This is a genomic window from Cedecea sp. B1(4), assembly GCF_059414925.1.
On the sequence record NZ_JCAHMZ010000014.1, the window covers coordinates 60,795 to 87,488 of the forward strand.

Below are 26,694 nucleotides of genomic sequence, written 5' to 3' on the forward strand. Positions count from 1 at the left end.
TCCTTGTGATGGCATCAAAAAGTCTGTCGTTAAGCATAGCGCCGAAAAACGTGAGCGTAACGAGGAAATCTCCACGAAATCAGCAGCCAGCCTTGGCTACGCTCTTCTTACCGTGATGGCGATGTGGCAAACTGCACGCCTTAACAAAAGCTTGTGAGAGTGAATCCGATGAAATGGCTCTGTTCTGTAGGGATTGCCGTAAGCCTGGCGCTGCAGCCTGCGCTGGCTGACGAAATGTTTGGCCCGCACCCTTTAACGCCGGAAGCGCGTGATGCCTACGTCACCGACCTGCTGAAAAAAATGACCACCGATGAAAAAATCGGTCAGCTGCGTTTGATAAGCGTCGGCCCGGATAACCCGAAAGAAGCCATCCGCGAAATGATCAAAGCCGGGCAGGTGGGAGCCATTTTCAACACCGTGACCCGCGAAGACATTCGCGCCATGCAGGACCAGGTGATGCAGCTCAGCCGCCTGAAAATTCCTCTTTTCTTCGCCTACGATGTGGTGCACGGCCAGCGTACCGTTTTCCCGATAAGCCTCGGCCTGGCGTCCTCGTTCAACCTTGATGCGGTCAAAACCGTGGGGCGGATTTCCGCTTATGAAGCCGCCGACGACGGCCTGAACATGACCTGGGCACCAATGGTGGACGTCTCGCGCGATCCGCGCTGGGGCCGCGTGTCCGAAGGCTTTGGTGAAGACACCTACCTGACCTCGATTATGGGGCGCACCATGGTGGAAGCGATGCAGGGCAAAAGCCCGGCGGATCGCTACTCGGTGATGACCAGCGTGAAACACTTCGCCGCCTATGGCGCGGTCGAGGGCGGGAAAGAGTACAACACCGTCGACATGAGCCCTCAGCGCCTGTTCAACGACTACATGCCGCCGTACAAAGCCGCGCTGGACGCGGGCAGCGGCGGCGTGATGGTGGCGCTGAACTCCCTGAACGGTACGCCGGCTTCCGCCGACAGCTGGTTGCTGAAGGATTTGCTGCGCGACGAATGGAAATTCAAAGGCATCACCATCTCCGATCACGGCGCGATTAAAGAGCTTATCAAGCACGGCGTAGCCAGCGACCCTAAAGACGCGGTGCGCATTGCGCTCAATTCCGGCATCAACATGAGCATGAGCGACGAGTATTACAGCAAGTACCTGCCGGAGCTGGTGAAAAGCGGCGCAGTGCCGATGAAAGAGCTGGATGACGCCGCTCGCCACGTGCTGAACGTCAAATACGACATGGGGCTGTTCAACGATCCGTACAGTCACCTCGGGCCGAAGGACTCTGACCCGGTAGATACCAACGCTGAAAGCCGGCTGCACCGCAAAGAAGCGCGTGAAGTGGCGCGTGAAAGCATGGTGCTGCTGAAAAACCGCCTGCAGACTCTGCCGCTGAAAAAGACCGCCACCATAGCGGTGATTGGTCCCCTGGCGGACAGCAAGCGTGACGCGATGGGCAGCTGGTCTGCCGCAGGCGTGGCCGCGCAGTCTGTCACCCCGCTGGAGGGCATCAAAAATGCCGTCGGCCAGCAGGGCAAAGTGGTGTTTGCGAAAGGCGCGAACGTTACTGATGAAAAAGATATCGTCGAGTTCCTGAACCAGTACGAACCGGCGGTCACCGTTGACCCGCGCACGCCGAAGGCGATGATCGACGAAGCGGTGAAGACGGCGAAAAACGCCGATGTAGTCGTGGCCGTGGTCGGTGAAGCCCAGGGCATGGCGCACGAAGCCTCCAGCCGCACCAACCTGACGCTGCCGCAGAGCCAGCGTGGCCTGATTGCCGCCCTGAAGGCTACCGGTAAACCGCTGGTGCTGGTGCTGATGAACGGTCGTCCTCTGGCGCTGGTGAAAGAAGATCAGCAGGCGGACGCGATGCTGGAAGCCTGGTACGGCGGCACGGAAGGCGGTAACGCCGTCGCTGATATCCTGTTCGGCGACTACAACCCGTCCGGCAAACTGCCTATGTCCTTCCCACGCTCCGTGGGGCAAATTCCAACGTACTACAGCCACCTGAATACCGGCCGCCCGTACGATCCGGAAAAACCGAACAAATACACCTCCCGCTACTTCGATGAAGCCAACGGGCCGCTGTACCCGTTTGGCTACGGCCTGAGCTACACCACCTTTAAAGTCGGTGATGTGAAACTTTCCGCCCCAGGCATGAAGCGCGACGGTAAAGTTGAAGCGTCGGTTACCGTTACCAACACCGGCGACCGCGCAGGGGAAACCGTGGTGCAGATGTACCTGCAGGACGTGACCGCTTCCATGAGCCGCCCGGTAAAAGAGCTGAAAGGCTTTAAGAAAGTGGCGCTGAAAGCGGGTGAAAGCCAGACGGTCAGCTTCCCAATCGACATCAGCGCCCTGAAGTTCTGGAACGCGAAGATGAAGTACGATGCGGAGCCGGGCAAGTTCAACGTGTTTATCGGCCTCGATTCTGCCCGCGTGCAGCAGGGTGAATTTGAGCTGAAATAAAACTGGGGATCATCCAAATGCAGCCACCTTTAAAGGTGGCTGTTTTTTTAGGTGTAATCAATATTCCGCTGAAAGCTAGCGTATTCCCTGATTATTTTCGCTGGCAAGATTTAGCTCGTTTAATACTGGCGCAACAGAATGGAATGAGCCGCAAACGACAATCACATCGTCGGCACTGGCGTCATCTTTAGCCGCTTCCCAGCCGGATAAAATATCCGGGAAGCTTTTTGCCTTCGGTAAATACTGAGCAATATCTTCAGCTTTAGAGCTTCTGGGGCCCGCCTGAATACCACAGCAATACCACTCTCCGTTGAGGTCTTTTAACTGTTCAATCGTGCCGTTGATATCTTTATTAATAAGCATACCGATTACAAAAAGGTACTTTCCCTTTATGGAGAAGTTACGCAATCTTTCCGCTAAATATGCCGCAGCATGCGGATTATGCGCCACATCTAAAATCACCGTCGGTTGATGGTTAATGACTTGAAAACGGCCCGGCAAATTGGCTTTATCAATGACTTCACTCAGCGCGGTAAGATCAAATTTAAGCCCGCTGACGCGCAGGGCCGCCAGTGCGGTAGCCACGTTATCGCGTGGCATTTTAGGCTGGCTCAGCGGCGCAATTTCGCCGAGGTTATCGCTAAACGCCCATGCATCTCCACGGTCTGTTATTTGCCAGTTGGCCCCACGCTGATGGGGGACCGCGCCAATCTGTTCCGCATAGCGAAGCAATGATGCCGGTGCCTGAACTTGCCCAATCACCGCCGGACGTCCACTACGGAAGATGCCCGCTTTGATTTCGCCGATGGCTTCGGTGCCTTTCCCCAGCCAGTCTTCATGGTCCAGTGCCACGTTGGTTATCACAGAGACATCCGGCGTGAGAATGTTGGTCGCATCGTCCCGGCCGCCCATGCCGACCTCAATGATGGCGACATCAACCTGAGCCCATTTCATTAGGCAAAATGCGCCTAGCGTATTGAACTCGAAAGGCGTGAGCGTCGTGGCCTCGCGCGCTTTTTCAATTTCAACAAAAGCAGCAATGTGGGCGGCGTCCGACAGCGCCTGGCCCTGAATGCGCACGGTCTCTTTATAATGAATCATGTGGGGGGAACTGAAGACGCCCACTTTGTGCCCTGACAGCATCAGCACTTTTTCAAGGGTATGGCAGGTGGTGCCTTTGCCGTTGGTCCCGCCGACCAAAAAGACAAAAGGGGCGGGCTGTAAGACATTCAGTTTGGCTGCCACGTCCCTGATTCTGTCCAGTCCCATATCAATGACCTGCGAATGAAGGCTGTCGATGTAAGCCAGCCAGCGGGGTAAGTCTGCGGTGAGATCGGGTATGTTGGCGCGGTTGCTCATCAAATATTCCTTGGTTAAAACTAAACTTTGCGGGGTGGGGTTGCCGCTTTAGCTGGCTGGGTTCAGAACGAAATTGAAGTCCAGGGTGCAGAAAGATTGCGCGCAAAACGTACCGTCAGGCGCTATGCCCGGCGCGTGCTTAACCCAGTCGGCAATCAATGAGGCTCTTACGCCAAATACGCTGTCCGAATTGAGGTATTCATCCTCTTTATTAAAGACATGCGTAATTAAACGCTGGTATCCCTCGGCATTGATCATGAAGTGCAGATGCGCCGGGCGCCACGCGGCCCTCCCCTGGGCGGCGAGCAGGCTGCCAACCGGACCGTCGCTGGGGATCTCGTAAGCCTCAGGAACCACGGTTCTAAAAAAGAAGTTTCCCTGTAAATCCGCTTTCATGACGCCGCGGCACCGAAGTCCGTGAATATCCGCTGCCTGCACATCGTATTGGCCCTCGCCGTCGGCATGCCAGATATCAATCGTTGCATTGGCAACGGTTTCCCCGCCGATCCCGGTTACTTTGCCTCTTACAAACCACGGTGTGCCCGGCGCGCCCTGTGAAAAATCTTCTCCCTGTTCAAGAAGTGGGGCTTCTGCCACATGAAAAGGCCCAAATACGGTAGATTCCGTGCATCCGGCGGGTTTGCGATTATTTTGCGCAATGACCAAAGAAGATAATCCCAGCACATCGGAAATCAAAATAAACTCCTGGCGCTCGGGGCTGCAATATTTTCCAACCTGGGTAAGAAACTCGATGCCTTTCTCCCACTCCTGCTCCGTGAGCTGGACATCCCGGGCAAAAGAATGCAAATGCTCGATCAGGCCAGTAAAAATCGTATGCATACGGTCGTCGGTGGGAATTGAAATTTTGGAGAGCACTGCCTGGGTAATATTTTTATCATCAATGTTTAACATTTTATTATGTCTCGCTGTCACGAGGCGTAGGGTAGGGACCCACAATGTGACACTGACTTTTTAAACTTTAAATATGTTCTTCTGGAATTAATGTAATCAAGTGTATTAATTTTGGTTTGATTATTTTTGTGTGGTTATTAAGAAGTTAGACATCTAACCTCACGGGCTTGTCTGGTTTTTATAGTTTATTGCATCAATAAAAAATTAAATGTGAATAAAATGCGGCAGTGAAACGTTAGCTGAGTATGCCCGCTACCGGAAATACTCCATGCTTCGTATTCTTCTAAAAATAATCCTCGGTCTGTCGATTAGCCCTTGGCTTTATGCCGCGCCGGAAAGCTACAGCGTCCTTACGCCGCAAACGTCGATAGAACTTTCATGGCGCGCGTTTGGCGGGACTTCACAGGCGCACCTCGACGGCGTCACTGGCTCAGTTTTGCTGGATGGAGGGAACGACATGCACGATAGCATCAGCGTGCGCATCCCGGCCGCAACGCTTCAGGCTTCAAACAGCCTGCTGACTTATCAGCTGCAGAGCGGGCTATTCTTTGATACCGCACATTACCCAACGCTCTCGTTTAGCAGCACCAGGGTTGTGGCCCTGGGGGCCGGGCATTACCGGATTTTCGGCCTGCTGCAGGTAAAAAATGTTCAGCGTCCGGTAGTTTTGGAGGCGAGTCTGGATAACGCCCCCGCATTAACTTCAGGCCAAAATGCCCTCTCATTACGTGCCACAACGGTTATCTCCCGCGCCGCCTTTAATATGGATAAATTTGAGGCCGTGGTGGATGACAGTATTGCGATTGAGATTAAAATCCGCGCGAGGATTAGCTAGGTTTTTTAATGTAAGTATTTGTTGTATGTGTATTTAATTGCTTATTCTTTGAGGTGGTTGGGGTCCCTATTTTAACCTTTCAATTTTCCGTTCACCCGTAGATCGATTTCCCATATACGCTCAGATCACGGTGAACGTGTCAGGGGGCACTACGCCATGCCCCCTGACAACCCCCGGCGCCCGGCGAGCTCATCGCCGCTGAAGCGATAAACCCACCGGCTATCACCCAAACATTCGGGGTCGTTCGCGATGCGTTCCCGACGATCGCTCTCTTTCGCTGTTCCCGACAGCTCAACCCCGCCTGAGTTGGGTCATAACCGGGGGCGCTGAGAGCCGGGAACAAGGGCGTGGCTTTGAGACCTGAAGCAACGTTAACGTTCCGTGTGGCTGCGGGTATAAAGCGAGGCACGGTTCCGGCTTAAATCGCCTTCGTTTTCTCTCCGACTGGCCAGGGTCCGGCCGTCGGGAACGGCCGGAGGTTGAGAGCGTCGGGAACGCATCTCAGCCGACCCAGGACTGGGAGATAAAACGGAGGTTTGCCGCTCACGCGGTCGATTTATTTGGCCGGGAGTCCGGGGTCTCGGGGGAGTGACGGTGGCTCCCCCGAGCCGTTCACCGTCTCTGTGATGGCATATCAAACCGAACTGGAAGTGAACGGGACCTTAGCCGACCCTGCATAATCACGGGTATTTGCTGCCATAAGCCTGACCGGAAACCATCAATACAAATTCTGCGGCGTAAAAATCCCGTGGTGGGAAGTGCGTAAAGGAATCACTGTTGCAGGTGCTGGAGCAGGCGCAGCGCTGAGCGAATCAATAAAAGCTCTGGCCCACCACTGGCTGTCGTACCTTTCCACTTTGGCCAGCAGCTGCTGGTGGCGGCGTTTCCGCTCGTGCAGCGGCATCGTCAGCGCGGAATAAAGCGCATGGCTTGCTTCGTTGGCATCGTAGGGATTGATCAACACCGCATCCGTCAGCTGTTCCGCCGTGCCGGTGAGGGCCGACAGCATCAGTACGCCGGGGTCTTCGGCATCCTGCGCGAGAACAAAAGCTTTCGCCTCCAGGCTCATCCCCTCAGAAAGTGGGGTGAACATCGCCACGTGGGCGTTACGGTAAAACGCGTGAATCAAATCTGAATGGCAAAGATGGTTGCGAATATAGTTGATGGGGTACCAGGTCGCATCCCCAAAGCGAGCGTTAATTTCTGCGCACTGGTGTTCCAGCTGGTCGCAGAGATCCCGCGCCGACCACGAATAGCCCCTTGAAGCGTCAGAAATTTGCAACAGGCTGACGTCACGCAGGTACTCCGGGTGCGAACTTAGAAACGTTTCCATCGTATTCAGGTGGCAGTGCACGCCGCTGATATCGCTGATCGTGTCGTTGCTGATCACAATCTGGCGAGGGTAGTTCCGCACCGCTTCGGCGTTGGTGTGCGAAAGCGGCGGTAGGGTTTTATCCACGCCGCAGGGGAAAATCCCCAGCCGGATAATGTGCCCGTTGATCTGAATAAGATTATCCGCCAGCCGCTCCACGCGGTAAAACCGCAGCGCATAGGCGAGGAAATTATTCACATCTCCGCTCGACTGAAAGCCGAGCAGATCGTAGCTGAACAGCGCCTGCATCAGGCTGTCGTGTTCAGGCACCGAACGCAGCACATCGCCTGGCGGGAAGGGCTGATGCAGGAAGAAGCCGCAGCGGTTGGTATAGCCATCCTCTTTGAGCATCTTGCCGGTGAACAACAGATGGTAGTCCTGCACCCAGACGAGGTCGCCAGGCTCGATTTTGGCGGCCACCCGAGCTTTCACGTCATGGTTATAGTTTTTCCAGGTGGTGAAATACTCTTTTTTATAGTGGATCAAATCCGGGCGATTGTGGAAAACCGGCCACAGCACCTGATGAATATAGCCCTGGTAAAAGTTGTCGTATTCGTTGGGGGTCAGCGCCCAGCTGTATTGCTGGTAGCCCGACTGACTGAAAAAACGCTCTTTTCTCTGCTTATTCCCTGCGGCTATTTCCCCGTTCCAGCCAAACCACAGGCCCGAATGTTTCTTCAGAACGGCATGCAGTACCGGAAGCAGAGGATCGCCGCGCTGCCCGCGTTCCGGTTCGCAACGATTAGACAGCATAATAAGACGAGACATACATCACCTCAGGTTAGCATTCAGATTGAGAGCACACGGGCGTTAGCGGGACAGCACCGCTTCTTCCTGGGTCACGATAGTTTCAAACCACGCCAGTTCCGACAGCTTGTGGGTCACCCACTGGCGGGAGAACGCTTCCCCCAGGCTTTCGGTCATGTAATGACTTTGCTGAAATTCATCGATTGCGACGTGCTGGAACAGCGGCAGCTCAGGGGCAAACAGCGCCGAATTTTTCAGGGTATCGCTGTCGATATTTTCCAGGCCGTAAAGCATGCCGGTCAGAATGGCGGCCATCGCCAGATACGGGTTCACGTCGGCCCCGGCGAGGCGGTACTCAATGCGGCGGTTGCCATCGTCGGAGCAGGGGATGCGCAAGGCGGCGCTGCGCTTGTTGTAGCCCCAGGAACTGAACAGCGGCTCGGTAAGGTTTTTGCGCAGCCGCCTGAAAGAGTTGACGTGCGGGGCAATAATGGCCACGGCGGCGGGCATTGTTTGCAGCATCCCCGCCAGGCAGAGCTGGGTCATTTCGTTCAGGTTTTCTGCCGGGGAGGCAAAAACATTGTCGCCTTTACGGTCGTTCAGGCTGATATGAAAATGCAGGCCATTTCCGGCCAGGTGCGAAAACGGCTTCGCCATAAAGTTGGCCTGATAGCCAAACTTATCGGCCACGATGCTGGTCAGGCGGCGTAGCGCCAGCACGCTTTCGCACACGCCGACGATCTCTTTGCCATGCTTCAGGTTCAGCTCAAACTGCCCGGCTTCCGCTTCGCAGACGATACCGCTCAGCGGCAGCTTTTGATCGGCGGCGGCCTGCTCCAGCGCTTCAATAAAAGCGGTGTAATCGGAAGGGACGGGCATATAAAAGCAGCCCTGGGCCGGCACGTCCTGCTGGGCTTTGCTGACCAGGTAAAACTCTATTTCCGGCGCGGCGACCGGGTACAGGCCGTGGTAATGAAACTTCTGCAGGACATTTTCCAGCACCACTCTGGGTTCCAGCGCGTAGCCGCTGCCGTCGCTCTGCTTCATGGTTAACAGCAGCTGCGCGTTGTGCTTCGGGTCGTGGGCGCAGGGCCGCAGCGTACCCGCCACTGGCAGGCAAAGCCCGTCGGGCTCGTCGTATTCCACGCTGGCTGATGCCTGACTAAACGGTTTACCCTCGTGATCCATCGCGTAAACGGACTGCGGGAAATAGCAGCCGGCAGAGAGCGACAGCAGGCTGTCTACCGCGATGCGCTTGCCGCGAAAAGCCCCGTTGACGTCATTGAGGTAAATATCAACGTGCTTTGTGTCGGGGTGACGCTGCAGGTAGCGCTGTACCTCTTCGGCAAACTCTTTAGCTCGCTCTGCCGCTGGCTTTTGCCGCACTGACTGGCCGACGGATTCTTCATTGGATGAGGCCTGCGGAAAAGCGAAAAGCGTAAAAATGTTTTTAACGAGTGAGTGGTGAATGAGTGAGTTCATGGCGGTCTTTTTCTAAGCCTCTCGGCGACGAAAAGAGCATATTCACTGGCGTATAAAAAGAGGGTAAAAAAGCCCAGGCGGTGGGTAAAAAAAGTATAAATGGCAATAAGTGTGGGGATTTAGCCCGGTACCTGCGGCTGTCCGCCTGTCCAAACGAGTTCGCATATCATATACCGCTTAGTGCTTTCCCCAGCTGATTCAAACTCGGCTATTCTTTGTTTACTGCATGATTTTTAAGTAAAGAACAACGAGGAATAACTATGAACATATCAACACGTTGGGGTTTGGCAGGGTTAGTGATGTTGGCAACAGGCGCGCAGGCGGCGGAACCGGTGAAAGTCGGCTCTAAAATTGACACCGAAGGCTCTTTGCTCGGCAATATTATTTTGCAGGTGCTGGAAAGCCACGATGTAAAAACCGTGAATAAAGTCCAGCTCGGCACCACCCCGGTTGTGCGCGGGGCGATTACCTCCGGTGAGCTGGATATTTACCCGGAATACACAGGCAACGGCGCGTTCTTCTTCAAAACAGAAAACGATCCGGCCTGGAAAGATGCCCAGAAGGGCTATGAAAAAGTTAAGCAACTGGATTACGATAAAAATCATCTGGTCTGGCTGACGCCGGCCCCGGCCAACAACACTTACACCATCGCGGTACGTAAAGATCTGGCGGAGAAAAACCATCTGGTTTCCCTGGCCGATCTCAGCGAATACCTGAAAAAGGGCGGCACCTTTAAGCTGGCGGCTTCCGCCGAGTTTATCGAGCGCTCCGACGCGCTGCCGGCCTTCGAAAAAGCCTACGGCTTTAAGCTGGAACAAAGCCAGCTGCTTTCCCTGGCCGGGGGCGACACCGCAGTAACCATTAAAGCAGCGGCACAGCAAACCTCCGGCGTTAATGCCGCGATGGCCTACGGCACCGATGGCCCGGTTGCGGCCCTGGGCCTGGAAACGCTCACCGATCCGAAAGGCGTGCAGGCCGTTTCTGCGCCAACCGCCGTAGTGCGTGAGGCCGTGCTGAAAGAGTACCCGCAAATTGGCGACTGGCTGAAACCGGTCTTTACTTCCCTCGACCAGAAAACGCTGCAGCAGCTGAATGCGAAGATTGCCGTGGAAGGTCAGGATGCCAAAAAAGTGGCCGCTGATTATTTAAAGCAAAAAGGCTTTGTTAAATAGCCTGCTGGCGGCGTGCATTGTGCTTCAAAGCCCGAAATGCACGTCGTTATTTGGTCTGCCTCAAACAGTCGAAAACGCCGTTTTTCGGCTGTTTGTCATCAATCTGCTGGAATGACGTTTGCTAAAAATTCATAACAGGGTACTGCTGCTGCTGGTGTTACTGCTGGCTGCCGCCTTGATGTTACTCCCGATCATCAACAACGCGCCTAACCGCCTGGTTTCCGGCGAGCCGCTGGGCATCACCCAGTTGCCCGGCACGCTGTATTACTGGCTGGCGATTCCTTTTCTGATGCTGGCTGGCCTGACGCTGGCCCCCGCCCGCGCCCTCACTCAGCTGGTGATTATTGCCACCGGCGAGCTGCTGTTTATCGGCCTGTTATTACTGCTGGGGCACACCGCTAGCCAGCTTGCCCTGGAAGGCAGTTCCCTCGCGCGTACTTCCCCCGGCAGCGGGCTGTGGCTGATGCTGGCGGTTTGCCTGCTGCTTTGCGCCGATGCGGCTAACAGACTCACGGCCAGCCCCTTGTGGCGGCTCTTGCTGAATATCCAGGTCTGGGTCGTCCCCGTCGCGCTGCTGGCAACCGGCTACTTCAGCGATCTTTCGCTAATGAAGGAGTACGTCAACCGCCAGGACGTGTTTGACGATGCCCTGAGCCGCCACCTGGCCCTGCTGGCCGGTACGCTGGCTCCGGCGCTGCTGATTGGCGTCCCGCTGGGGCTCCTTTGCTATCGCCGCCCGGCCTGGCAATCCGGCGTGTTTTCTCTGCTCAACGTGATCCAGACGGTGCCTTCCGTGGCGCTGTTTGGCCTGCTTATTGCGCCGCTAGCGGGTCTTGCCGCCTGGCTGCCGTGGCTGGGGAAAATTGGCGTGAGCGGGATTGGCGTCGCGCCTGCGCTGATTGCGCTGGTGCTCTATGCGCTCTTGCCGCTGGTGCGTGGCGTGGTGGCGGGTTTGCAGCAGGTGCCGCGCAACATCGTGGAAAGCGCATTGGGCATGGGCATGTCGCGGGCGCAAATTTTCTGGCGAGCGGAAGTGCCGCTGGCGTTGCCGGTACTGCTCCGCAGCCTGCGTGTGGTCTGCGTGCAGACGATCGGCATGGCGGTTATCGCCGCGCTGATTGGCGCAGGTGGATTTGGCTCGATTATTTTCCAGGGGCTGTTGAGCAGCGCGCTGGATCTGGTTCTGCTTGGCGTGATGCCGGTTATCGCCCTGGCGGTGATCGTCGATGCGCTGTTTAAGCTGTTTATTTCTCTGCTGGAGGCAAAATAATGATCGAGTTCGATCGCGTCAGCAAATACTTCCACGGCGAAGCGGCGGTCAGTGATTTGACGCTGAACATCCGTGAAGGGCAATTCACCGTGCTGATTGGCACCTCCGGCTCAGGCAAGTCCACCACGCTGAAGATGATCAACCGCCTGGTAGAGCATGACGAAGGGCGTATTCGCTTTGCCGGGGAAGAAATCCGCAGCTTTGACCCGAAAGTGCTTCGCCGTCGCATGGGCTACGCCATCCAGTCCATCGGCCTGTTCCCGCACTGGACGGTGGCGCAGAACATCGCCACGGTGCCTGAGCTGCTGAAGTGGCCGAAGGCGAGAGTTGCCGAACGTATTGACGAGCTGCTGGAGCTGTTAGGCCTGGACGCCGCGCAGTTCCGCGACCGCTATCCGCACCAGCTTTCCGGCGGGCAGCAGCAGCGCGTGGGCGTGGCCCGTGCGCTGGCGGCCGACCCGGAAGTGCTGCTGATGGACGAGCCTTTTGGTGCGCTGGACCCGGTCACCCGCGCGACGCTGCAGCAGGAGATGATCCGCATTCATCAGTTGCTGGGGCGCACCATTGTGCTGGTGACGCACGACATTGACGAGGCCTTAACGCTTGCCGACAACATCGTGCTGATGGACGGCGGCAAAATTATCCAACAGGGAACGCCGCTGGAGCTGCTGACCAACCCGGCCAACGATTTTGTCCGTGATTTCTTTGGCCGCAGCGAGCTTGGCGTTCGGCTGCTTTCACTGCGCCATGTCGCGGACAGCATTCGCGCCGATGAACGTCTGGAAGGCGAACCTATCCGGGCAGACATGACGCTGCGCGAAGCGCTCTCGCTGTTTATCGACCGCCAGTGCGAAAAATTGCCGGTGGTGGATGCCCAGAATCAGCCCTGCGGTGTGCTGCACTTTAGCGACCTGGTCAGGAGGAGAGAACATGCGCCTGCTGCGTGATCCTTTGCTGTGGCTTATCGCGTTTTTTGCTGCGCTCCTGGTGCTGCTGCCCTACACCAGCGGGCTGTTTAGCTGGCTGTTCCCGCAGCTGACCAGGCCGATGTACCAGCAGGACAGCTTTGTCTCTCTGGCGCTGGCGCACTTAACGCTGGTGGGCATCTCCAGCGTGGTTGCGGTGGTGATTGGCGTGGGGTTGGGGATTCTGGTCACGCGTCCGGCGGGGGAGGAGTTTCGTTCGCTGGTGGAGACCATTACCGCCGCCGGGCAAACTTTTCCTCCGGTGGCCGTCTTAGCCGTGGCGGTGCCGGTGATGGGGTTCGGGCAAGAGCCGGCGATCATCGCGCTGGTGATTTACGGGCTGCTGCCGATTTTACAGGGGACGCTGGCGGGGATTGGGGCGGTGCCTGAATCCGCGCGCGAGATTGCGCTTGGCATCGGTATGAGCCGCGGGCAAATGCTGCGGAAAGTGGAGTTGCCGCTCGCCGCGCCGGTCATTCTGGCGGGTATCAGGACGTCGGTGATTATTAATATCGGCACCGCGACGATCGCGTCTACCGTGGGTGCTAACACGCTCGGGTCACCGATTATTATCGGGCTAAGCGGCTTTAATACCGCCTATGTGATTCAGGGCGCGGTGTTGGTGGCGCTGGCGGCAATTGTTACTGACCGCCTGTTTGAGCGCCTGGAAAGTTACGTCACGCGCCATGCAAAATAACGATGTAGCCGACCAGCATCACGCCGCCAATACCGCCGATCGCCATAACCAGCATTCCGCCCACAAGGGCCATTTTTGACAGTTTCATCCGTTGCTCCGTTTGTTAACGAAGCGATTATAAAGGGAAGCGGGGTTGTTAATGAACCTTTGATTGTGATGAGGAGGGAAAAAGGCCATTTTCCCTCTTTATTGCCGTCAGTCCGTGGGCGGTCTGCGTTCGATATTGCCCAGTGCAAACACCGGCAGCCCTGCGCTGCGCCACGATTCAATTTGGTCTATTTGCCGTTCTCTGGGGCAGTCACCGCACCAGACCAGCAGCGTTTGCCGGTCAAAAATCTCAGGTTTCAGGCTGCTCAGCGAATTAGCCAGCACGTCGACCCGCCAACCTTGCTGGCTGGCAATCCACGCCGCCATCCACAGCCGCGTTGTGTCCTGCACGTTCCAGCCCACGACTAAAGCATCTCTGCCATTCTGCTTGCGCGCGGTGGCAATACACATCGCAATATAGTTGATCAGAGCGCCATCCAGCAGGCTAAGCAGCGCGCACAGTGCAATTTGCTGCCCGTAAAGGCGGCGACGCAGCGGAAGATAGAGATGTTGCACCAGCGTGTGCGCCGGGTAGATACGCCCAATGTCGGCTATCCAGGCGCGGAGCAGGTTGGGGTTGCCGCTTTGCAGATGGCGGAGCAGCGTTTCCTGCCGCTCTCCCCAGGCGTGTTCTTTTTCCCGGTTTTCACCGCTGAGTAGGCCTTTGACTTTGCTGACCTGCACGCCTTGCTCGATCCAGGTTTGGATCTCGCGAATCCGCTCGATGTCGGCGGAATCAAACAGACGATGCCCGCCGTCGCTTCGTTTAGGTTTGAGCAACCCGTAACGCCGCTGCCAGGCCCGGAGGGTTACCGGATTAATATTGCAAAGCGCAGCCACTTCTCCGATGGAATAAAGCGCCATAACGTTACCTGATACCTTAAGGGGAGGCCCTTACTAACTGTAGTAAGTTCTGGTGAGTTTGGCTTCTTATGGCGGGAGTTGTTCTGCATTACTTAGCCACAAATACATTCTATGAAGGATCGGCTCAAGTACCGTTCACTTCCAGCCCTGTTTTATATGTCATCACAGAGTCAGTGAACGTCTCAGGGGAATCACCGTCATTCCCCCGAGACCCCGGACTCCCGGCGAAATAAATCGACCGCGTGAGCGGCAAACCTCCGTTTTATCTCCCAGTCCTGGGTCGGCTGAGATGCGTTCCCGACGCTCTCAACCTCCGGCCGTTCCCGACGGCCGGACCCTGGCCAGTCGGAGAGAAAACGGAGGCGATTTAAGCCGGAACCGTGCCTCGCTGTTAGCCCACAGCCATTCTGAAAGTCATTGTTGCTTCAAGTCCTACAGCCAAGCTCTTGTTCCCGGCTCTCATCGCCCCCGGCTATGACCCAACTCAGGCGGGGTTGAGCTGTCGGGAACAGCGAAAGAGAGCGATCGTCGGGAACGAATCGCGAACGACCCCGAATGTTTGGGTGATAGCCGGTGGGTTTACCGCTTCAGCGGCGATGAGCTCGCCGGGCGCCGGGGCTGTTCGGGGGATGGCGTTATCCCCCGGACACGTTCACCGTGCTCTGGACGTACAGGGGAAACAGATCTTAGGGTGAACGGAACTTGAGCCGTTCCTTCATAGAACGTATTTGTGACTAAGTGACAGATACTCTCGTAAAACCCGGCCTTGAGCGACCAGGTTTCAGACGGGCAAACTTAATCTTCGAAGTACCAATACCCCTGGTTAATCAGCGCCGTCAGCTGGCGGATAAATTCGTCATCCTCCACGGCGGCATCCAGCTCAGCTTTGGTCAGCCGGGTATAGCGGCACATGGCGACGGCGGCTGCGTGATGACTGACGTCCAGCGGTTCGCTGTTGACGAAGAAACCCTCGCCAACCTGTAAGACCCGCAGCCCGCTCAGACGAATAAGCTCTTCTCCACCAGCCAGCGCGGCAGCCACTTCTTCGGGCTCGTAAGGCGGCTCTGCAGAAGCAATATCCAGCTCGTGCCGCGGCGTGGTCACAAAGCTGCCGAACCACTGGTTGAACGCTTCCGGCTGGCTAATCAACGCCGTCATCATGCCGCGCAGGCGTTCCAGCTCGTAGTTTTCTACTTTGCCAGGGTTTACGCGGCAGGTGAGATCCGGGTCGCTGTAGTGATCGCCGCCGAGGTCATTTTCCAGCACGTAATCGGCAAAGCTGCTGATTAAGTCTCGGCTGTTTGGTCCGCGGAAGCCAACCGAATAGTTCAGCGCCGTTTCATGGGTAAAGCCGTCGTGCGGGAAGCCTGGCGGAATGTAGAGGATATCGCCGGGGGCTAAATCTTCATCGATGATCGGCGTGAACGGCTCAACGTGCAGCAGCGCTGGGTGCGGGCAAAACTGCTTCAGCGGCAGCTTATCGCCCACGCGCCAGCGGCGGCTGCCCATACCCTGAATAATAAACACGTCATAGTTGTCGATATGCGGGCCAACGCCGCCGCCCGGTACGGAAAACGAAATCATCAAATCGTCCAGCCGCCAGTCCGGCAAAACGCGGAAAGGGCGCACCAGCGCGGCGGCGGGTTCGTGCCAGTGATTAACGGCCTGGGCCAGCAGCGACCAGCCGGTCTCGCCGAGATTATCAAAGTGTTCAAAGGGGCCATTGCTGGCGTGCCATTTCCCCTCTTTAAAACTGACCAGCCTGCTGTCGACTTCATTTTCCATTGCAAGGCCGGCAAGTTCGTCGGGCGTTATAGGGTCGACAAAATTAGGCAGCGCGTTTTTGAGCACTACCGGCTTTTTCTGCCAGTACGTTTCCATAAACTCTGGCCAGTTGAAATTAAGTTGATAATCCACGGTTATTTACCCCTGTGCGGAAGGAGGCCGATTATAGAGAGCGGCGTTCGCCGCCGACCTTGTCATGGGTCAATCTGCCGCCACATTCCCGCTTTTTCTCCGGCCAGAAAACGCCGGGGCTATCGGTTTTTTCTGATTTTATTTTAACGTTTAACCGGGCTGTAGCCCTTGCTGTGGCTGGTTTTGTCAGGTTTTACACAGAGTTAAAGAAAATTTAGCCTGGAACCGGAACTCAATTCTTACCACTGACTAAGCGGAGAACGTGTTTGACTGTTAAGGGGTAACAGCATGGGATTAGGAATATCGGCTTTTATCAAGCCAGGGCGAGCCATTAGCGACCGTGAAATTACCGATTTACAGCAGGGGCGGTCACGCGCCTCAGCGATAAAACAAAGCAAAGCGCCACCCACGCAAACTGCGTCGGGGTCACTGCACGCCGAGGCCGGGGCTAAGCTGCCCCCCGGTGGGCTGAGGCAGAGCGCGGCAAATACGCAGACGCCGCAAAAAGGAATGTTCAGCCGTTTTTTAGGACGGCATCGCGGTGGACAAGAAGCCGCGAAAATCACTATTCCCGTCCCGGCAAGCGCTTCACGCGCCAGCAGCCCAAGTCTCTATAGCCAGGCCAGCGCCAACGCTTCACGCGCCAGTAGCCCAAGCCTCTACAGCCAGCCCAGCGCCAGCTCCGCCAGCGTTTACAGCCAGCCGGATGTGTCTGACCCGAACGCCATCCCCAGTAATGAAGTCGGGACGCCCGGCAGCCACTTTACCGAGCTGCCGCCGGAGATTGAGCCTGAAAAAAATATGCTGCTGGAAACCCGGCTGTCACTCGATAAAAAAGGGCGGCTGGAGATCGATACTCCCGCAACATCAGCACCTTTGCAGGCCCTGATGGAAAAAACCATCGGCCACGACCGCCTGCGTTATCAAAACCATCTGGCCAGCGACGACGGCCATCAGCATGTTTTACTGGATAAAGAAGGGCGGCTGATGACGCTGCGCAGCCAGCCCGGCGCGTTTATTGCCCTCAGCCACAGTCAGCAAAAAATAGAGTGGCGGGAAGAGCATCAGCCCCATCGGGGATTTATGCGCCGCCAGAGCCTGGCGCCCGCCGGGCAGCATCTGTCCTGGCACGATCGCCAGACCGTCGAGATTGGCGGTGAGAAAGTGCGTCTGCCGGAAACGGGCATCCGCGACCGCCTGACGGACAGCGTTACCGACGGCGACGGCACGCGCTACCGCCTGCACGACAAAAAACTCTATAGCTTTGACAGCGCCGCCAACGCCTGGCAATCGCTCTCCGGCGAGGACGATAAACTCTCCTCCCTGTCGCGCCAGAGCGACGGCATGCTGTGGCGAGTGAACGACGACAAACAGCTTGGCAGCGCCGTGGGTGACACGATCAAGGTCAATTTTGAGCACAAAATCGATCACTATGCGGTAGGCCCGAAGCGCGATGCTCTGGTGCTGCTGAGCGACGACGAGAAGAAGCCGCAGGTGGCCTATGTGGCCAACCTGGCGGCGACCGATCCTCAGCCTAAAATGCTGACGCTGCCCGAGAACATGACGCTGAAGAAAACGGCGCTGCACGGCTCGCTGCTGTTTGCGCTGGACAACAATGGCCGCCTGCATTGCGGTGATAAACCTGATGCACAAAGCACGGCGCTGACCTTTGGGGAAGCCCGGCACAAGCCGCTGCTGGATAACATCACGCAATACGTGGCCGCGACCGTTGAAGATGGCGCGCGAATAGAAGATATGCTGGCCGATGAAACCGATCGCCTGCACCTTATCGTGAAAGATAAGTACGACCAGAAGCACGCCATTACCTTCCACTGGCACGGCGGCGATCTCAAGCCGCAGAGTAGCTGGAACCTCAGCGACAGCCTGGTGCTGGACTACCAAAAAGGGCTGCCGCAGGTCACGCCTGCCGCCCATGATGTGGTGGATCTCGGGCGGCTCGGCAAGCTGGCTTTGCACGACGGCAAAGTGCACTACTTCAACGAAACCACCGGCCTGTGGGCTGCTTCCGACGAAAAAGCGGACAAGCTGCAGTGCGGCCTGGACGGCCAGCCGTGGCTGATGAAAGACGGCGAGCTGAAGCGCCTCAAGGTCAACCTGAGCAGTAACAAAGTCGACCACGGCAGCAACGTCTTTGCGCTGCCGCAGGTGACCAAAAGCGTAAGCGCCGATCTGGCCACGGCCGGGCTGGACAAAGCCGAGAAAGCGCAGGCGTTCACGGCGATAGACAGCCGCCGCTATCTGGCGGTGAACGAAAAAGGCGATATCGGCTTCCACCACATAGACACCACCACTCGCCGTAATCAGCGTGCCACCCAGACGCTCAGTCAGGCGGCTCTGCAGCAGCAAATTGAGAAGCTGGTACCCGGCAGCGCGGGGAAAGAGGATGCGACAAAAGTCAGCGATCTCGCCCTCGGTGAAGACAAGCAGCTTTGGCTGTTAAGCAAAGAGGGTGGGCTGTTCAGCCTGCCGGAAAATGGCTGGAGCAACGGCAAAGCCGACGGGTTAGCGAAAGCCATTCTGCCGGCAAACGAGGACGGCAGCCAGCCTGAACTCAGCGCGCTGCAAACCTCGGCTAAGGGGCAAGTCAGCGCACTGGATAAGCAGGGCAATACGTTTGTTTTCAAAGCCGGGGTCTGGGAAAAAGGCGACCCGGCGACCGCGCCGGTGGCGGAACCCAACATGGCTCGCCAGAACTACGAGCGCCTGACGAAAGCGTCAAAAGACTGGCGCCTACCGGGCACTGGGATCACCTTCAAACGCGAGGTGAACTTCCTCGGCCAGACCGGGCAGGACGGCAAGCAGGTTCGGACCTCGTTCCGCACTCGTCTCAGCACGTTTGTCTTCCGTCCGTCGCTGGAATGGCCGCGCCCGATAAAAACTGCCGCCTATTCCATTCAGCACCGTTACGCCGGGCGAGAAGGGCTGAAAGACGTCTACCAGCAGCAGGGGGATTTGACCCAGCGGCTGAAGGCGCTCTCACAGCAGCCGGGCAGAGCGGCCCCTCGCCCAGGCTTAAGCCAGCGCCTCGAAATCATGAGCGGGGAAACGGCGCGCCAGTGGCAGCCGCAGGAAAAAGCGCTGCTGGAAGAGATGAGCAGCTTTGCACGCCAGCTTTCCGACAGCAGCACGCATTACTGCGAGCAAATCGGCCAGCACTATGGCGTGCGTGACGAACGCCGCCAGGAGGCCACCCCGTCTCGCTTTGGCCTGAACCACAGCCAAAGCGGGGCGCTGAACCCGTCGAGCAGCCGCCAGGATAACCTGACCGGGCAACTGAACGAATTATTGCGGCGCTACCCGGCCGATAAAAGCAACCACGCCGGGGCGATTATTGCCGAGCTGGAAGCGCGGCAAATAACCCTTAGCCACCAGAAAGAACAGGTCCCGATGGGGCGCCAGCGCGATATCCATGACGATATCGGGCTGGTGAAATCCAGGGTGATGCTGGACGTGCTGACGCTGAAATCCCTGCATGACTCGGTGGATGAGCTGCAGCAGGCTTCGCTGCTGAGCGAACCTCAGCGTTCGGCCAAAATGACGGAGATTGCCGCCAACGTGGCCCGGCTGAGGGACAGCGAGTGGGGCGGGAATGTGATTAAAACGGTCACCACTCAGGGCTTCGGCAGCCACAAGTCGCTGGAGGCCAACTATGACGCCATCAAGGCGATGACCAAGGCGTTCAGTAAAGAAAACCACGGCGTGAACATCAACACTAAAACCGTGATGCAGGCGGAAAACCAGCGCGAAATGCAGGACAAAATGGTCTCCACCGTGCTCTCGCTGGAGAGCGGCGAAAACCTGGCGTTCAGCCGCACCTATGGAGCGTCTGCCACCGCCACGGTGGCACCGGGCACTCAGGTTGTGGCGGGCGTTGGTGGCAAAGTGGGCGCAGACCGTGGCTATACTATGAGTTTTTCTCGCAGCGATACGGGGATTAACGTTAGCTTCGGGCGCACCGGTGCCGTCTCGGCAACCGGTATTGTGGGCGCGGGTTACAACGTGCTGACCGACTACAATAAAACCCACAAAGTTTACCTCGACGGCGACCATAAGCACCCGCTGTCGCAGGGCGTGCGACTGGGCGGCGGCGTCACGCTGGGCGGGCAGCTTCAGTCCCAGCACGGCGTTTCGTTTGAACTGGCGGAGCACGAAATTCCTGGGTTTATCGAACAGTTGAGCAGCGGCACGCTGGATCCGCTGGAGTTTTTAAACCGGGGCGCCAACCACAGCGTAAAAAGTGGCGCAACCCAGAGCTTCAGCGTGGACATCAACGCCGCCGCGCTGGCGAGCGTCGGCTTCCCGTTTACCGACAGCCACGAAAAAGATTTCCCGACCAGCGCTCGCCTGGGCGGCGGCGTCTATGCCAACACGAACCTGCTGGCGGGCAGCCGCGAGCGGACCGACTCCCGTAACGCCGAAGGGCAGGGTGTCAGCCACAGCGACCATCGCCTGAGGGCGTTCAACCAGATGAACGCCGGGGCCAACATCGCCATTCCGGTCAGCACCACCATTCAGCCGAAGCGCAAAGATCCCTTCTCGGTGGGTGTCGGTGTCGGAGCCAGCGTGCAGCTGTCGATCAACAACCGGACGACGCACAGCCTCACCGTAGACTTAAAGAATGCCCAGCCGGTGGAAGGTGTTCATCTGGAAAAACTGATGACTACGCTGGGCAAGCAGTTTACCGACAGCGCCTCCACGCAGTTGTTAGCCAAACTGAAAGAGGAGCCGAAAGAAGGCGAACTACCGATCTCCGTGGCTGACAAGCTCAGCCAGCTGGATGCCCATTTTACACGCTGGTATCCGCCTGCCGATAACGCGAAGGCGCGCCGCCCGCTGCTCGACACGCTGCAGCAGCTTACTGCCCGACAGCAGCAGGCCGACTCGCTTTCCGTGCAGCATACGCAGCCGGAACCGACCAATGCTGAGGTGGATGCGCTTATTACCGGGCTGCGCGGCGAGTTTACCGACCTCGCCAGCCGCCAACTTCTGGATGAACTCACGCCGGCGGAAGGGGCTCCGCGCCTGCCGATGTCAGCCGGAGAGCGGCTGGGCAAGCTGGAAACCCACTTTGCCCGCTTTATTCCGCCGTCGCGGCACCACGAGCTGACGGGCAACGGCCCGGAGGCGGCGCTGCAGTCGCTGCAGCAAACCGTGCGTCAGCAAAATGCGGTGCTCAACCAGCAGCAGTTGGTGAACAAGGCGGAATACCAGTCCACCTATAAGAACCTTTCGCGCATCGACAACAACGGCTTGTTCCACTTTATGCGCCACTTTATGGAAGGTGAGTTTTCGCCGAGTAACGCCGACCGCATTACCCAGATGATGGGCGAGGACTACCGGCTGAAAGCGCTCCTGCGCGGGCTGCAGGATAACAGCAGTTCCCAGGCGGTGGTCTCCCTTGAGCTGAAAACCAAGCCGCGTGAAAAGCTGGCCGACCAGTGGGCAAACCACGCGGTCACTCAGGACTCGATTGTTGACCTGTTAAAAGATCGCGACAAATTGCGCCTGAAATCTATCGCGTTTACCAAAACGCAGAGCAAATCCGATGGGTTCTCGACGCCGTCATTTTTACTCGGCGGCTCTAACGGCGTGTCGCTGTCGATGAACGAAAATCTGGGCACCATCAACTTTAGCTACGGCGACGACGACAGCTCGCCGCTCAGCTACACCGTGGACGGTGGTGTGGCCCAGGCAGAAAAAGAAGTGAAATCGGCGCTGCAAGATGCCGCCGAGGCAGGGTTTATGGTGAAAGGAGGATAAGACAATGACGATGCAACAGCAGCTTCAACAGTGGCTTGATGCCTGGGGAAAACAGCACAAGATCTCGCTTCGTCTGGAAGAAGGCGTGTGCCTGCTGACGGATGCGCAGCAGCAAGAGGCGGCGGTAATTGAACTGCCGCCGGAGAGCAGCGCAGTGGTGCTGCACTGCCGGGTGGGGGATTTAACCGGGCAGGATGCGGCGCTGCTGCCGAACCTGCTGGCGATGAACTTTGAAATGAACGCGATGCGTGGCTGCTGGCTGGCGCTCGATGGGGAGAATGCTATTCGGCTGTGCACTCAGTGCGAAGTGTTTGCCCTAGACGCCGAGCTGTTTGCAGGCTGGCTAAACGCCTTTATCAGCCAGAGTGGTGAGGTCAGAGCATTTATTGCCGAGCTGCCTTCGCTGTTGGAGGCGGCCACGCCGCGCTGATATTGATAGAAATAAAAAAACCGGGAAATATCCCGGTTTTTTTATTGGTTAGCGGCTGCGTTACTGGCAAACAGATCCTCTTCACGCCGCGAGGGCTGCTGCTTTTGCAGGATCTTGTAAATACGCTGGACGTCATCGGCATAGCGGCTTCGAAGCTGGCGGCGCTTTTCCGATGGGCCGGTGTTGTACATACCGACGGTATTCCAGGAGCGGCCATACTGACGGAACAGCCCGTGTAACACCCACGCGCCGGTGGCGATGCAGGTACAGGGATCGTGCAGCAGGTTGTCACGCGTCACGCCCAGCTGCTTCAACCGGCCAAAATGCACGCTGTTCACCTGCATCATGCACACGTCTTCGGTGTGGTTCGAGTTGGCGGCGTTCACCGACGAGAGACTAAATTTCGACTCTTTCCAGGCAATAGCCTCCAGCAATGCGGGAGCAATCCCAAAGGCATGCCCCACGCGGGTAAAGCATTCGGCCTGGGCGAGAGCCGGAAGGCTAAGCAGTAAAAGCCCCCAGCGCCATTGTTTAGTCTGCATCGCGTTATCTCCTCTAATGCTTACAGGCAATGTGTGGCGAAAAGCGCACTTGGGTTCCCATTTTTTGCCATATAAGGAACTCTTTACCCCTGCCTCTCACTCAGTTGAACATTCCGGGCGTGGGTAAAACTAAGCGTTATTGCGAAGTTAAGCGGCGGCCGGTTATTGCTACTGGGTATCACTTAGGGGAGTGTGTTGTATGCAGATATCATCAGGACCGGGCGGGTTCTCACCGCTTTTGCCGGAAAACCATTTTCCAGGCCTGGACGGGGCGTCACCTGACTCACAGAACGGCAGTAACAGCATTACCGCCAAACTGCTGCTGAATAACGGCGGGAACACGCTGGCTATCCCGCTGGCGCTGAACTTTGCCAACACGGGTGCGGCGGACAAGCCTTCGGCGATTAACTTTGGCGACTCGCCGGCCAGTAATAATAGCCCGGCGAATAACCCGGCGGCGTCTTCATCAGGCAGCGGCAGCGGTTCCGCCGACAGCATGATGCAGGAACTCCAGCAGATGCTGCAGCAGTTCCTGAAAGAGCTGATGCAGCTCTTCCACATGAACACCGGGCAAAGTAAGGGTGACGACGATTCCTCTTCACCGGCGAGCGGCATTGGTTCCGGCTCCGGCTCAGGTTCTGGCATGGACAGCGGCAGCAGCGATGGCGCCGGCGATGCTGGCCGCCCGCTGAACAACCTCGCGGCCGCACCTTCCGGTGGTCCATCTGGTGCGTCCGGGCCGTCTGCGGATAGCCTGCCGCCGGGCGACACCAGCCTGAAAACCAGCGATCCAACGCTGCAAAAAATTGTTTCCCAGTTCGGCGGAGAATATGAAAAAGCCTCCGCTGAAACCGGCGTTCCGGCCAAGCTTTTAGCCGCGCTGACGATGCAGGAGTCCGGTGGGGACGTAAACGCCAAATCCACCAACCCCGGCAACGGCCTGACCGACAGCGGCATGAACCAGATCAACCCGGACACTTACCGGGCGATGCAAAGCAAATACCCGGACAAGCTCGGCAGCGACATGAACTCCCCGGCCAACCAGATCATGTGCTCAGCGCTGATGCTGAAAGAAGGCAAAGAGAAATTCGGCAGCTATGATGCCGCGCTGCGCGCCTATAACTCCGGCGACGATCAGGTAAACCTGCACAACCTGTCCAGCGTCTCTTTGGGCGACCCTAACTACGTGAACGAAGTGAACAGCCACATGGCGAAATTCGCCTGATTGTGGAGCGGTAATTTTTACCCGTTTCTTTACAAAATGGGGTAATTCAGTGGCCACTTTTCCAAAGAGTAGTGGTCACTTTTTTTAGTTACAAAGTGGTTTATTTCTTTGACAAGCTAAAATAGCGTGATTAATCGCAGTAAATACGCCCAGGAATGTTCCCAATTAAACATAAATACTAAAAGTGAAATATATTTCAAAAAGAAAAGGGTGTTTCCATAGCGACCACTCAATGTAAATAATCGTAAATATATATTATCGACTTTGCGGATTGTGAGGAAATCCTGTCGGAGAATCCGTCGGGCATCATGCGTGAGTCGGGAAAAAATTCATTTTTTGGTCGCAACAGAGTGAAAAATTAACGATCTGTTTATTTTTAATTATTTTATTCATAAAAATCATTTAGTTAATTTAATAATGATATATTTAGATTCTTATTAATACATTTGGAAATATTCAGCAAACCTCACATTTTTTTTCAGTCGGCTTCATGGAATTAATCTCAGCAAACGCTATCGGCAGAAGATTTTATGACGCCAAAAATGACCTGCTATCCAGACATCGGAACAGTTAAATCTGTATTCCGATGTAGGGATATTCCTACAGGAAGCTAAAATTTTGTCTGATTGTGAAACCGCGGCTCGGTGATAGGTTGTTCCTGCTTCTCATAAACAAAACTCATTTATTTAGCGTGCTACCGTATTTTGCTCACGGCGGCAGGCGGCAATTATTTTGTGGTTCACGTTTATGGTTCATAAGTGGGACTCATACGCCAGACCTTGAATATGCCAGGCAGCGGGGGATTTATGAAAGAAAACAGTTCGAATCATTGGGAGATAAAGCATATTCCGGTCGATATCGACTTGAATATGCCGCGGTCCGCAGCCGCATTACCCGCGTCTGAAAATGTGCACGATGGGCTGGATATCTGGCTGCAAACGTTAGCCCCTCTGAAGGTTGATTTGGTGCTGGAAGGCGAAACGGGCACCGGGAAAGACACCTTTGCGCGCCGTATCTACGACCATTCAGGCTGCCGCGGCGCTTTTGTGCCGATTAACTGCGCGGCGATCCCCGAAACGCTGGCAGAAAGCGAACTGTTTGGCGTGACGGCGGGAGCCTACACCGGCGCGACACACTCGCGTGCAGGCTACATTGAAAGCGCCAATAATGGCGTCCTGTTTCTGGATGAAATTGACAGCATGTCGCTGAGCCTGCAGGCCAAGCTGCTGCGGGTGTTAGAAACCCGCACCGTGGGGCGCCTGGGCAGCACGCAGTCTATCTCGCTTAATCTGCGGGTGATTGTGGCCTCGCAAAAGCCCCTTGCCCAGCTTATGGAGCAAAAGCTGTTCCGCCAGGATCTCTTCTTCCGCCTGACGACGGTCAAAATCTCGCTCCCGGCGCTGCGTGAGCGCGTGGAATGCATTATTCCGCTGTTCCGCCGGTTTGCGCAGGAGTCGGCCATTCGGCTGAATCGCCCGATGCCGGCAATGCCGCAGCACCTCAGCGAAGCGCTATTGATGCACCGCTGGCCGGGGAATATTCGTGAATTGAAAGGTGCTGCCGAACGGTTTGTGCTGGGGCTGCCGGCCCTGGGGCAGGTTGCGCACCCGGAGATGCGTTCCGTGCGGCTGCGCGAACGGCTGCGGCGGATCGAATACAGCCTGATAGAAGATTGCCTCTCGCGGCATGAAAATCGGGTTGTCAGTGCCGCACATGAATTGGGTATTCCAAGAAGAACGCTGTATCAGAGAATTAAGTCTTTGACTGAAAAGGAAAATTAATTTTTTTAAATTTCTTTGGAACTGCCGCTTACGCCGCGCCACTTAATCCGTGAATGACACAACATTTGCTGTTTAATTAACGAGGAGTAAACATCATGGCATCAGTAAACACCGGCAACAACGCGGGCGCAAGCAGCAGCCTGGCAGATAGCTTCCAGTCTCAGATGGACTCTATCGAAAACAAATCCATGCAGGATTCTCTGGACAAAGCTGAACGTGACCGTAAGAACGCCTACGTGTCCGGCTACCAGAACTCCGCCACTACCATGATCAGTTCTCTGGCACAGAACAAAATTTCCTTCTAATGCTAATCAGGGATTCGCCCCGGCGTGAATCCCTGATCTTCTCTTCTGCTGGCGGAAACTCTCATATGCACATTCTTAATCCTGCGACAGGTATGCCTTTGCCAGAACCCGAGTCTCTGGGCGCTGCATCCAGCCCGGCCACTCAGCCTTCCATCCCGTTCGGCAACAGCGTCGCGAATCAAAGCGATGCCGCTTTCTTTTCAGCCGCGCTGCAGCAGCCGGAAGCGGCCTCGGCGATGGGCGGCGTGGGGGGGAAACCTGCCGCAATGTTTGAAAAAGCCTCCGGTATGTTCAAGCAGATGGAAGGCGACCAGAAACAGATGAATAACGTGCTGCGTAAAGCCGCGCGCTCCACCGATCCGCTGGTGCTTAACCAGGTGGACGACCAGCTCTCGAACTATTACCTGGAGAGCATGATGAACGCCAAGATTGTCTCGAAGAGCATTTCGGGGCTCGATAAACTGACCAACCTGCAGTAATCCATC

At 56.5% G+C, this 26,694-nt stretch carries 20 protein-coding genes; 12 read left to right on the forward strand and 8 right to left on the reverse strand.

From position 1 onward, the window contains the following. Window positions 1-168: 168 nt before the first annotated feature. Window positions 169-2,466 (forward strand): beta-glucosidase BglX, encoded by a 2,298-nt coding sequence (bglX, locus tag ACR6JA_RS21115; RefSeq protein ID WP_494494365.1) that lies wholly within the window; start codon window positions 169-171, stop codon window positions 2,464-2,466. A 75-nt stretch (window positions 2,467-2,541) separates the two neighbouring features. Here bglX and folC read toward each other — a convergent pair whose 3' ends face one another. Beyond that, entirely contained in the window at window positions 2,542-3,825 is a 1,284-nt protein-coding gene (folC, locus tag ACR6JA_RS21120; RefSeq protein ID WP_213716727.1) for a bifunctional tetrahydrofolate synthase/dihydrofolate synthase, read from the reverse strand. 48 nt (window positions 3,826-3,873) lie between these two features. After that, window positions 3,874-4,737: a dioxygenase family protein gene (locus ACR6JA_RS21125; RefSeq protein ID WP_213716729.1), complete on the reverse strand. Its 864-nt coding sequence runs from the start codon at window positions 4,735-4,737 to the stop codon at window positions 3,874-3,876. A gap of 268 nt (window positions 4,738-5,005) precedes the next feature. Here ACR6JA_RS21125 and ACR6JA_RS21130 point away from each other — a divergent pair, with 268 nt between their 5' ends. After that, entirely contained in the window at window positions 5,006-5,572 is a 567-nt protein-coding gene (locus ACR6JA_RS21130) for a YceI family protein (RefSeq protein ID WP_494494366.1), read from the forward strand. A gap of 718 nt (window positions 5,573-6,290) precedes the next feature. On the opposite strand, the gene ACR6JA_RS21135 is transcribed toward ACR6JA_RS21130, so the two are convergent. Next, the gene (locus tag ACR6JA_RS21135) at window positions 6,291-7,712 is read right to left on the reverse strand and encodes an alpha,alpha-trehalose-phosphate synthase (UDP-forming) (protein ID WP_494494422.1); all 1,422 of its coding nucleotides are present in this window, start codon (window positions 7,710-7,712) and stop codon (window positions 6,291-6,293) included. A gap of 42 nt (window positions 7,713-7,754) precedes the next feature. Beyond that, window positions 7,755-9,173: a glutamine synthetase family protein gene (locus tag ACR6JA_RS21140; protein ID WP_494494421.1), complete on the reverse strand. Its 1,419-nt coding sequence runs from the start codon at window positions 9,171-9,173 to the stop codon at window positions 7,755-7,757. Between the two features lie 260 nt (window positions 9,174-9,433). On the opposite strand from ACR6JA_RS21140, the gene osmF reads away from it, so the two are divergent. From osmF to ACR6JA_RS21160, 4 genes are all read left to right on the forward strand, one after another. Further along, window positions 9,434-10,345: a glycine betaine ABC transporter substrate-binding protein OsmF gene (gene osmF / locus ACR6JA_RS21145; protein WP_166875639.1), complete on the forward strand. Its 912-nt coding sequence runs from the start codon at window positions 9,434-9,436 to the stop codon at window positions 10,343-10,345. A 118-nt stretch (window positions 10,346-10,463) separates the two neighbouring features. Further along, window positions 10,464-11,615, forward strand: a complete 1,152-nt coding sequence (locus tag ACR6JA_RS21150) for an ABC transporter permease (protein WP_494494420.1) — start codon at window positions 10,464-10,466, stop codon at window positions 11,613-11,615. Then, entirely contained in the window at window positions 11,615-12,562 is a 948-nt protein-coding gene (locus ACR6JA_RS21155; RefSeq protein WP_213716028.1) for an ABC transporter ATP-binding protein, read from the forward strand. The genes ACR6JA_RS21150 and ACR6JA_RS21155 overlap by 1 nt, the downstream gene beginning before the upstream one ends. After that, entirely contained in the window at window positions 12,546-13,277 is a 732-nt protein-coding gene (locus ACR6JA_RS21160) for an ABC transporter permease (RefSeq protein WP_008455618.1), read from the forward strand. Before ACR6JA_RS21155 ends, ACR6JA_RS21160 begins: the two co-directional genes overlap by 17 nt. Here the strand turns inward: ACR6JA_RS21160 and ACR6JA_RS21165 are convergent. The 3 genes from ACR6JA_RS21165 to ACR6JA_RS21175 form a co-directional block, all read right to left on the reverse strand. Next, window positions 13,258-13,350: a hypothetical protein gene (locus tag ACR6JA_RS21165; RefSeq protein WP_409335219.1), complete on the reverse strand. Its 93-nt coding sequence runs from the start codon at window positions 13,348-13,350 to the stop codon at window positions 13,258-13,260. The genes ACR6JA_RS21160 and ACR6JA_RS21165 overlap by 20 nt on opposite strands. 122 nt (window positions 13,351-13,472) lie before the next feature. Then, a complete protein-coding gene (locus tag ACR6JA_RS21170) occupies window positions 13,473-14,228 on the reverse strand; it encodes a MerR family transcriptional regulator (RefSeq protein ID WP_494494419.1) in 756 nt (251 codons plus the stop codon). Between the two features lie 795 nt (window positions 14,229-15,023). Continuing rightward, a complete protein-coding gene (locus ACR6JA_RS21175; RefSeq protein WP_494494369.1) occupies window positions 15,024-16,145 on the reverse strand; it encodes a ribosomal protein uL16 3-hydroxylase in 1,122 nt (373 codons plus the stop codon). A gap of 288 nt (window positions 16,146-16,433) precedes the next feature. Between ACR6JA_RS21175 and ACR6JA_RS21180 the strand changes: the two genes are divergently transcribed. Continuing rightward, entirely contained in the window at window positions 16,434-21,926 is a 5,493-nt protein-coding gene (locus ACR6JA_RS21180) for an AvrE-family type 3 secretion system effector (protein ID WP_494494370.1), read from the forward strand. A gap of 4 nt (window positions 21,927-21,930) precedes the next feature. Continuing rightward, window positions 21,931-22,356 carry a type III secretion system chaperone gene (locus ACR6JA_RS21185; protein WP_494494371.1) on the forward strand — a complete coding sequence of 142 codons (426 nt, stop codon included), beginning with the start codon at window positions 21,931-21,933 and terminating at the stop codon, window positions 22,354-22,356. Between the two features lie 41 nt (window positions 22,357-22,397). On the opposite strand, the gene ACR6JA_RS21190 is transcribed toward ACR6JA_RS21185, so the two are convergent. Next, window positions 22,398-22,898 (reverse strand): lytic transglycosylase domain-containing protein, encoded by a 501-nt coding sequence (locus ACR6JA_RS21190; protein ID WP_213716024.1) that lies wholly within the window; start codon window positions 22,896-22,898, stop codon window positions 22,398-22,400. Between the two features lie 199 nt (window positions 22,899-23,097). Between ACR6JA_RS21190 and ACR6JA_RS21195 the strand changes: the two genes are divergently transcribed. From ACR6JA_RS21195 to ACR6JA_RS21210, 4 genes are all read left to right on the forward strand, one after another. Next, on the forward strand, window positions 23,098-24,123 hold the full coding sequence (locus ACR6JA_RS21195; protein ID WP_494494372.1) for a transglycosylase SLT domain-containing protein: 1,026 nt from the start codon (window positions 23,098-23,100) through the stop codon (window positions 24,121-24,123). 806 nt (window positions 24,124-24,929) lie between these two features. Further along, a complete protein-coding gene (locus ACR6JA_RS21200) occupies window positions 24,930-25,904 on the forward strand; it encodes a sigma 54-interacting transcriptional regulator (protein WP_213716022.1) in 975 nt (324 codons plus the stop codon). A 95-nt stretch (window positions 25,905-25,999) separates the two neighbouring features. Next, entirely contained in the window at window positions 26,000-26,209 is a 210-nt protein-coding gene (locus ACR6JA_RS21205) for a hypothetical protein (protein WP_008460970.1), read from the forward strand. A gap of 65 nt (window positions 26,210-26,274) precedes the next feature. After that, the gene (locus ACR6JA_RS21210) at window positions 26,275-26,688 is read left to right on the forward strand and encodes an EscF/YscF/HrpA family type III secretion system needle major subunit (protein ID WP_213716021.1); all 414 of its coding nucleotides are present in this window, start codon (window positions 26,275-26,277) and stop codon (window positions 26,686-26,688) included. Window positions 26,689-26,694 lie beyond the last annotated feature (6 nt).

Coding starts and splice junctions, on each gene's coding strand:
- bglX (WP_494494365.1), top strand. CDS start 169: ATGAAATGGCTCTGTTCTGTAGGGATTGCCGTAAGCCTGGCGCTGCAG.
- folC (WP_213716727.1), bottom strand. CDS start 3,825: ATGAGCAACCGCGCCAACATACCCGATCTCACCGCAGACTTACCCCGC.
- ACR6JA_RS21125 (WP_213716729.1), bottom strand. CDS start 4,737: ATGTTAAACATTGATGATAAAAATATTACCCAGGCAGTGCTCTCCAAA.
- ACR6JA_RS21130 (WP_494494366.1), top strand. CDS start 5,006: ATGCTTCGTATTCTTCTAAAAATAATCCTCGGTCTGTCGATTAGCCCT.
- ACR6JA_RS21135 (WP_494494422.1), bottom strand. CDS start 7,712: ATGTCTCGTCTTATTATGCTGTCTAATCGTTGCGAACCGGAACGCGGG.
- ACR6JA_RS21140 (WP_494494421.1), bottom strand. CDS start 9,173: ATGAACTCACTCATTCACCACTCACTCGTTAAAAACATTTTTACGCTT.
- osmF (WP_166875639.1), top strand. CDS start 9,434: ATGAACATATCAACACGTTGGGGTTTGGCAGGGTTAGTGATGTTGGCA.
- ACR6JA_RS21155 (WP_213716028.1), top strand. CDS start 11,615: ATGATCGAGTTCGATCGCGTCAGCAAATACTTCCACGGCGAAGCGGCG.
- ACR6JA_RS21160 (WP_008455618.1), top strand. CDS start 12,546: ATGCGCCTGCTGCGTGATCCTTTGCTGTGGCTTATCGCGTTTTTTGCT.
- ACR6JA_RS21165 (WP_409335219.1), bottom strand. CDS start 13,350: ATGGCCCTTGTGGGCGGAATGCTGGTTATGGCGATCGGCGGTATTGGC.
- ACR6JA_RS21170 (WP_494494419.1), bottom strand. CDS start 14,228: ATGGCGCTTTATTCCATCGGAGAAGTGGCTGCGCTTTGCAATATTAAT.
- ACR6JA_RS21180 (WP_494494370.1), top strand. CDS start 16,434: ATGGGATTAGGAATATCGGCTTTTATCAAGCCAGGGCGAGCCATTAGC.
- ACR6JA_RS21185 (WP_494494371.1), top strand. CDS start 21,931: ATGACGATGCAACAGCAGCTTCAACAGTGGCTTGATGCCTGGGGAAAA.
- ACR6JA_RS21190 (WP_213716024.1), bottom strand. CDS start 22,898: ATGCAGACTAAACAATGGCGCTGGGGGCTTTTACTGCTTAGCCTTCCG.
- ACR6JA_RS21195 (WP_494494372.1), top strand. CDS start 23,098: ATGCAGATATCATCAGGACCGGGCGGGTTCTCACCGCTTTTGCCGGAA.
- ACR6JA_RS21200 (WP_213716022.1), top strand. CDS start 24,930: ATGAAAGAAAACAGTTCGAATCATTGGGAGATAAAGCATATTCCGGTC.
- ACR6JA_RS21205 (WP_008460970.1), top strand. CDS start 26,000: ATGGCATCAGTAAACACCGGCAACAACGCGGGCGCAAGCAGCAGCCTG.
- ACR6JA_RS21210 (WP_213716021.1), top strand. CDS start 26,275: ATGCACATTCTTAATCCTGCGACAGGTATGCCTTTGCCAGAACCCGAG.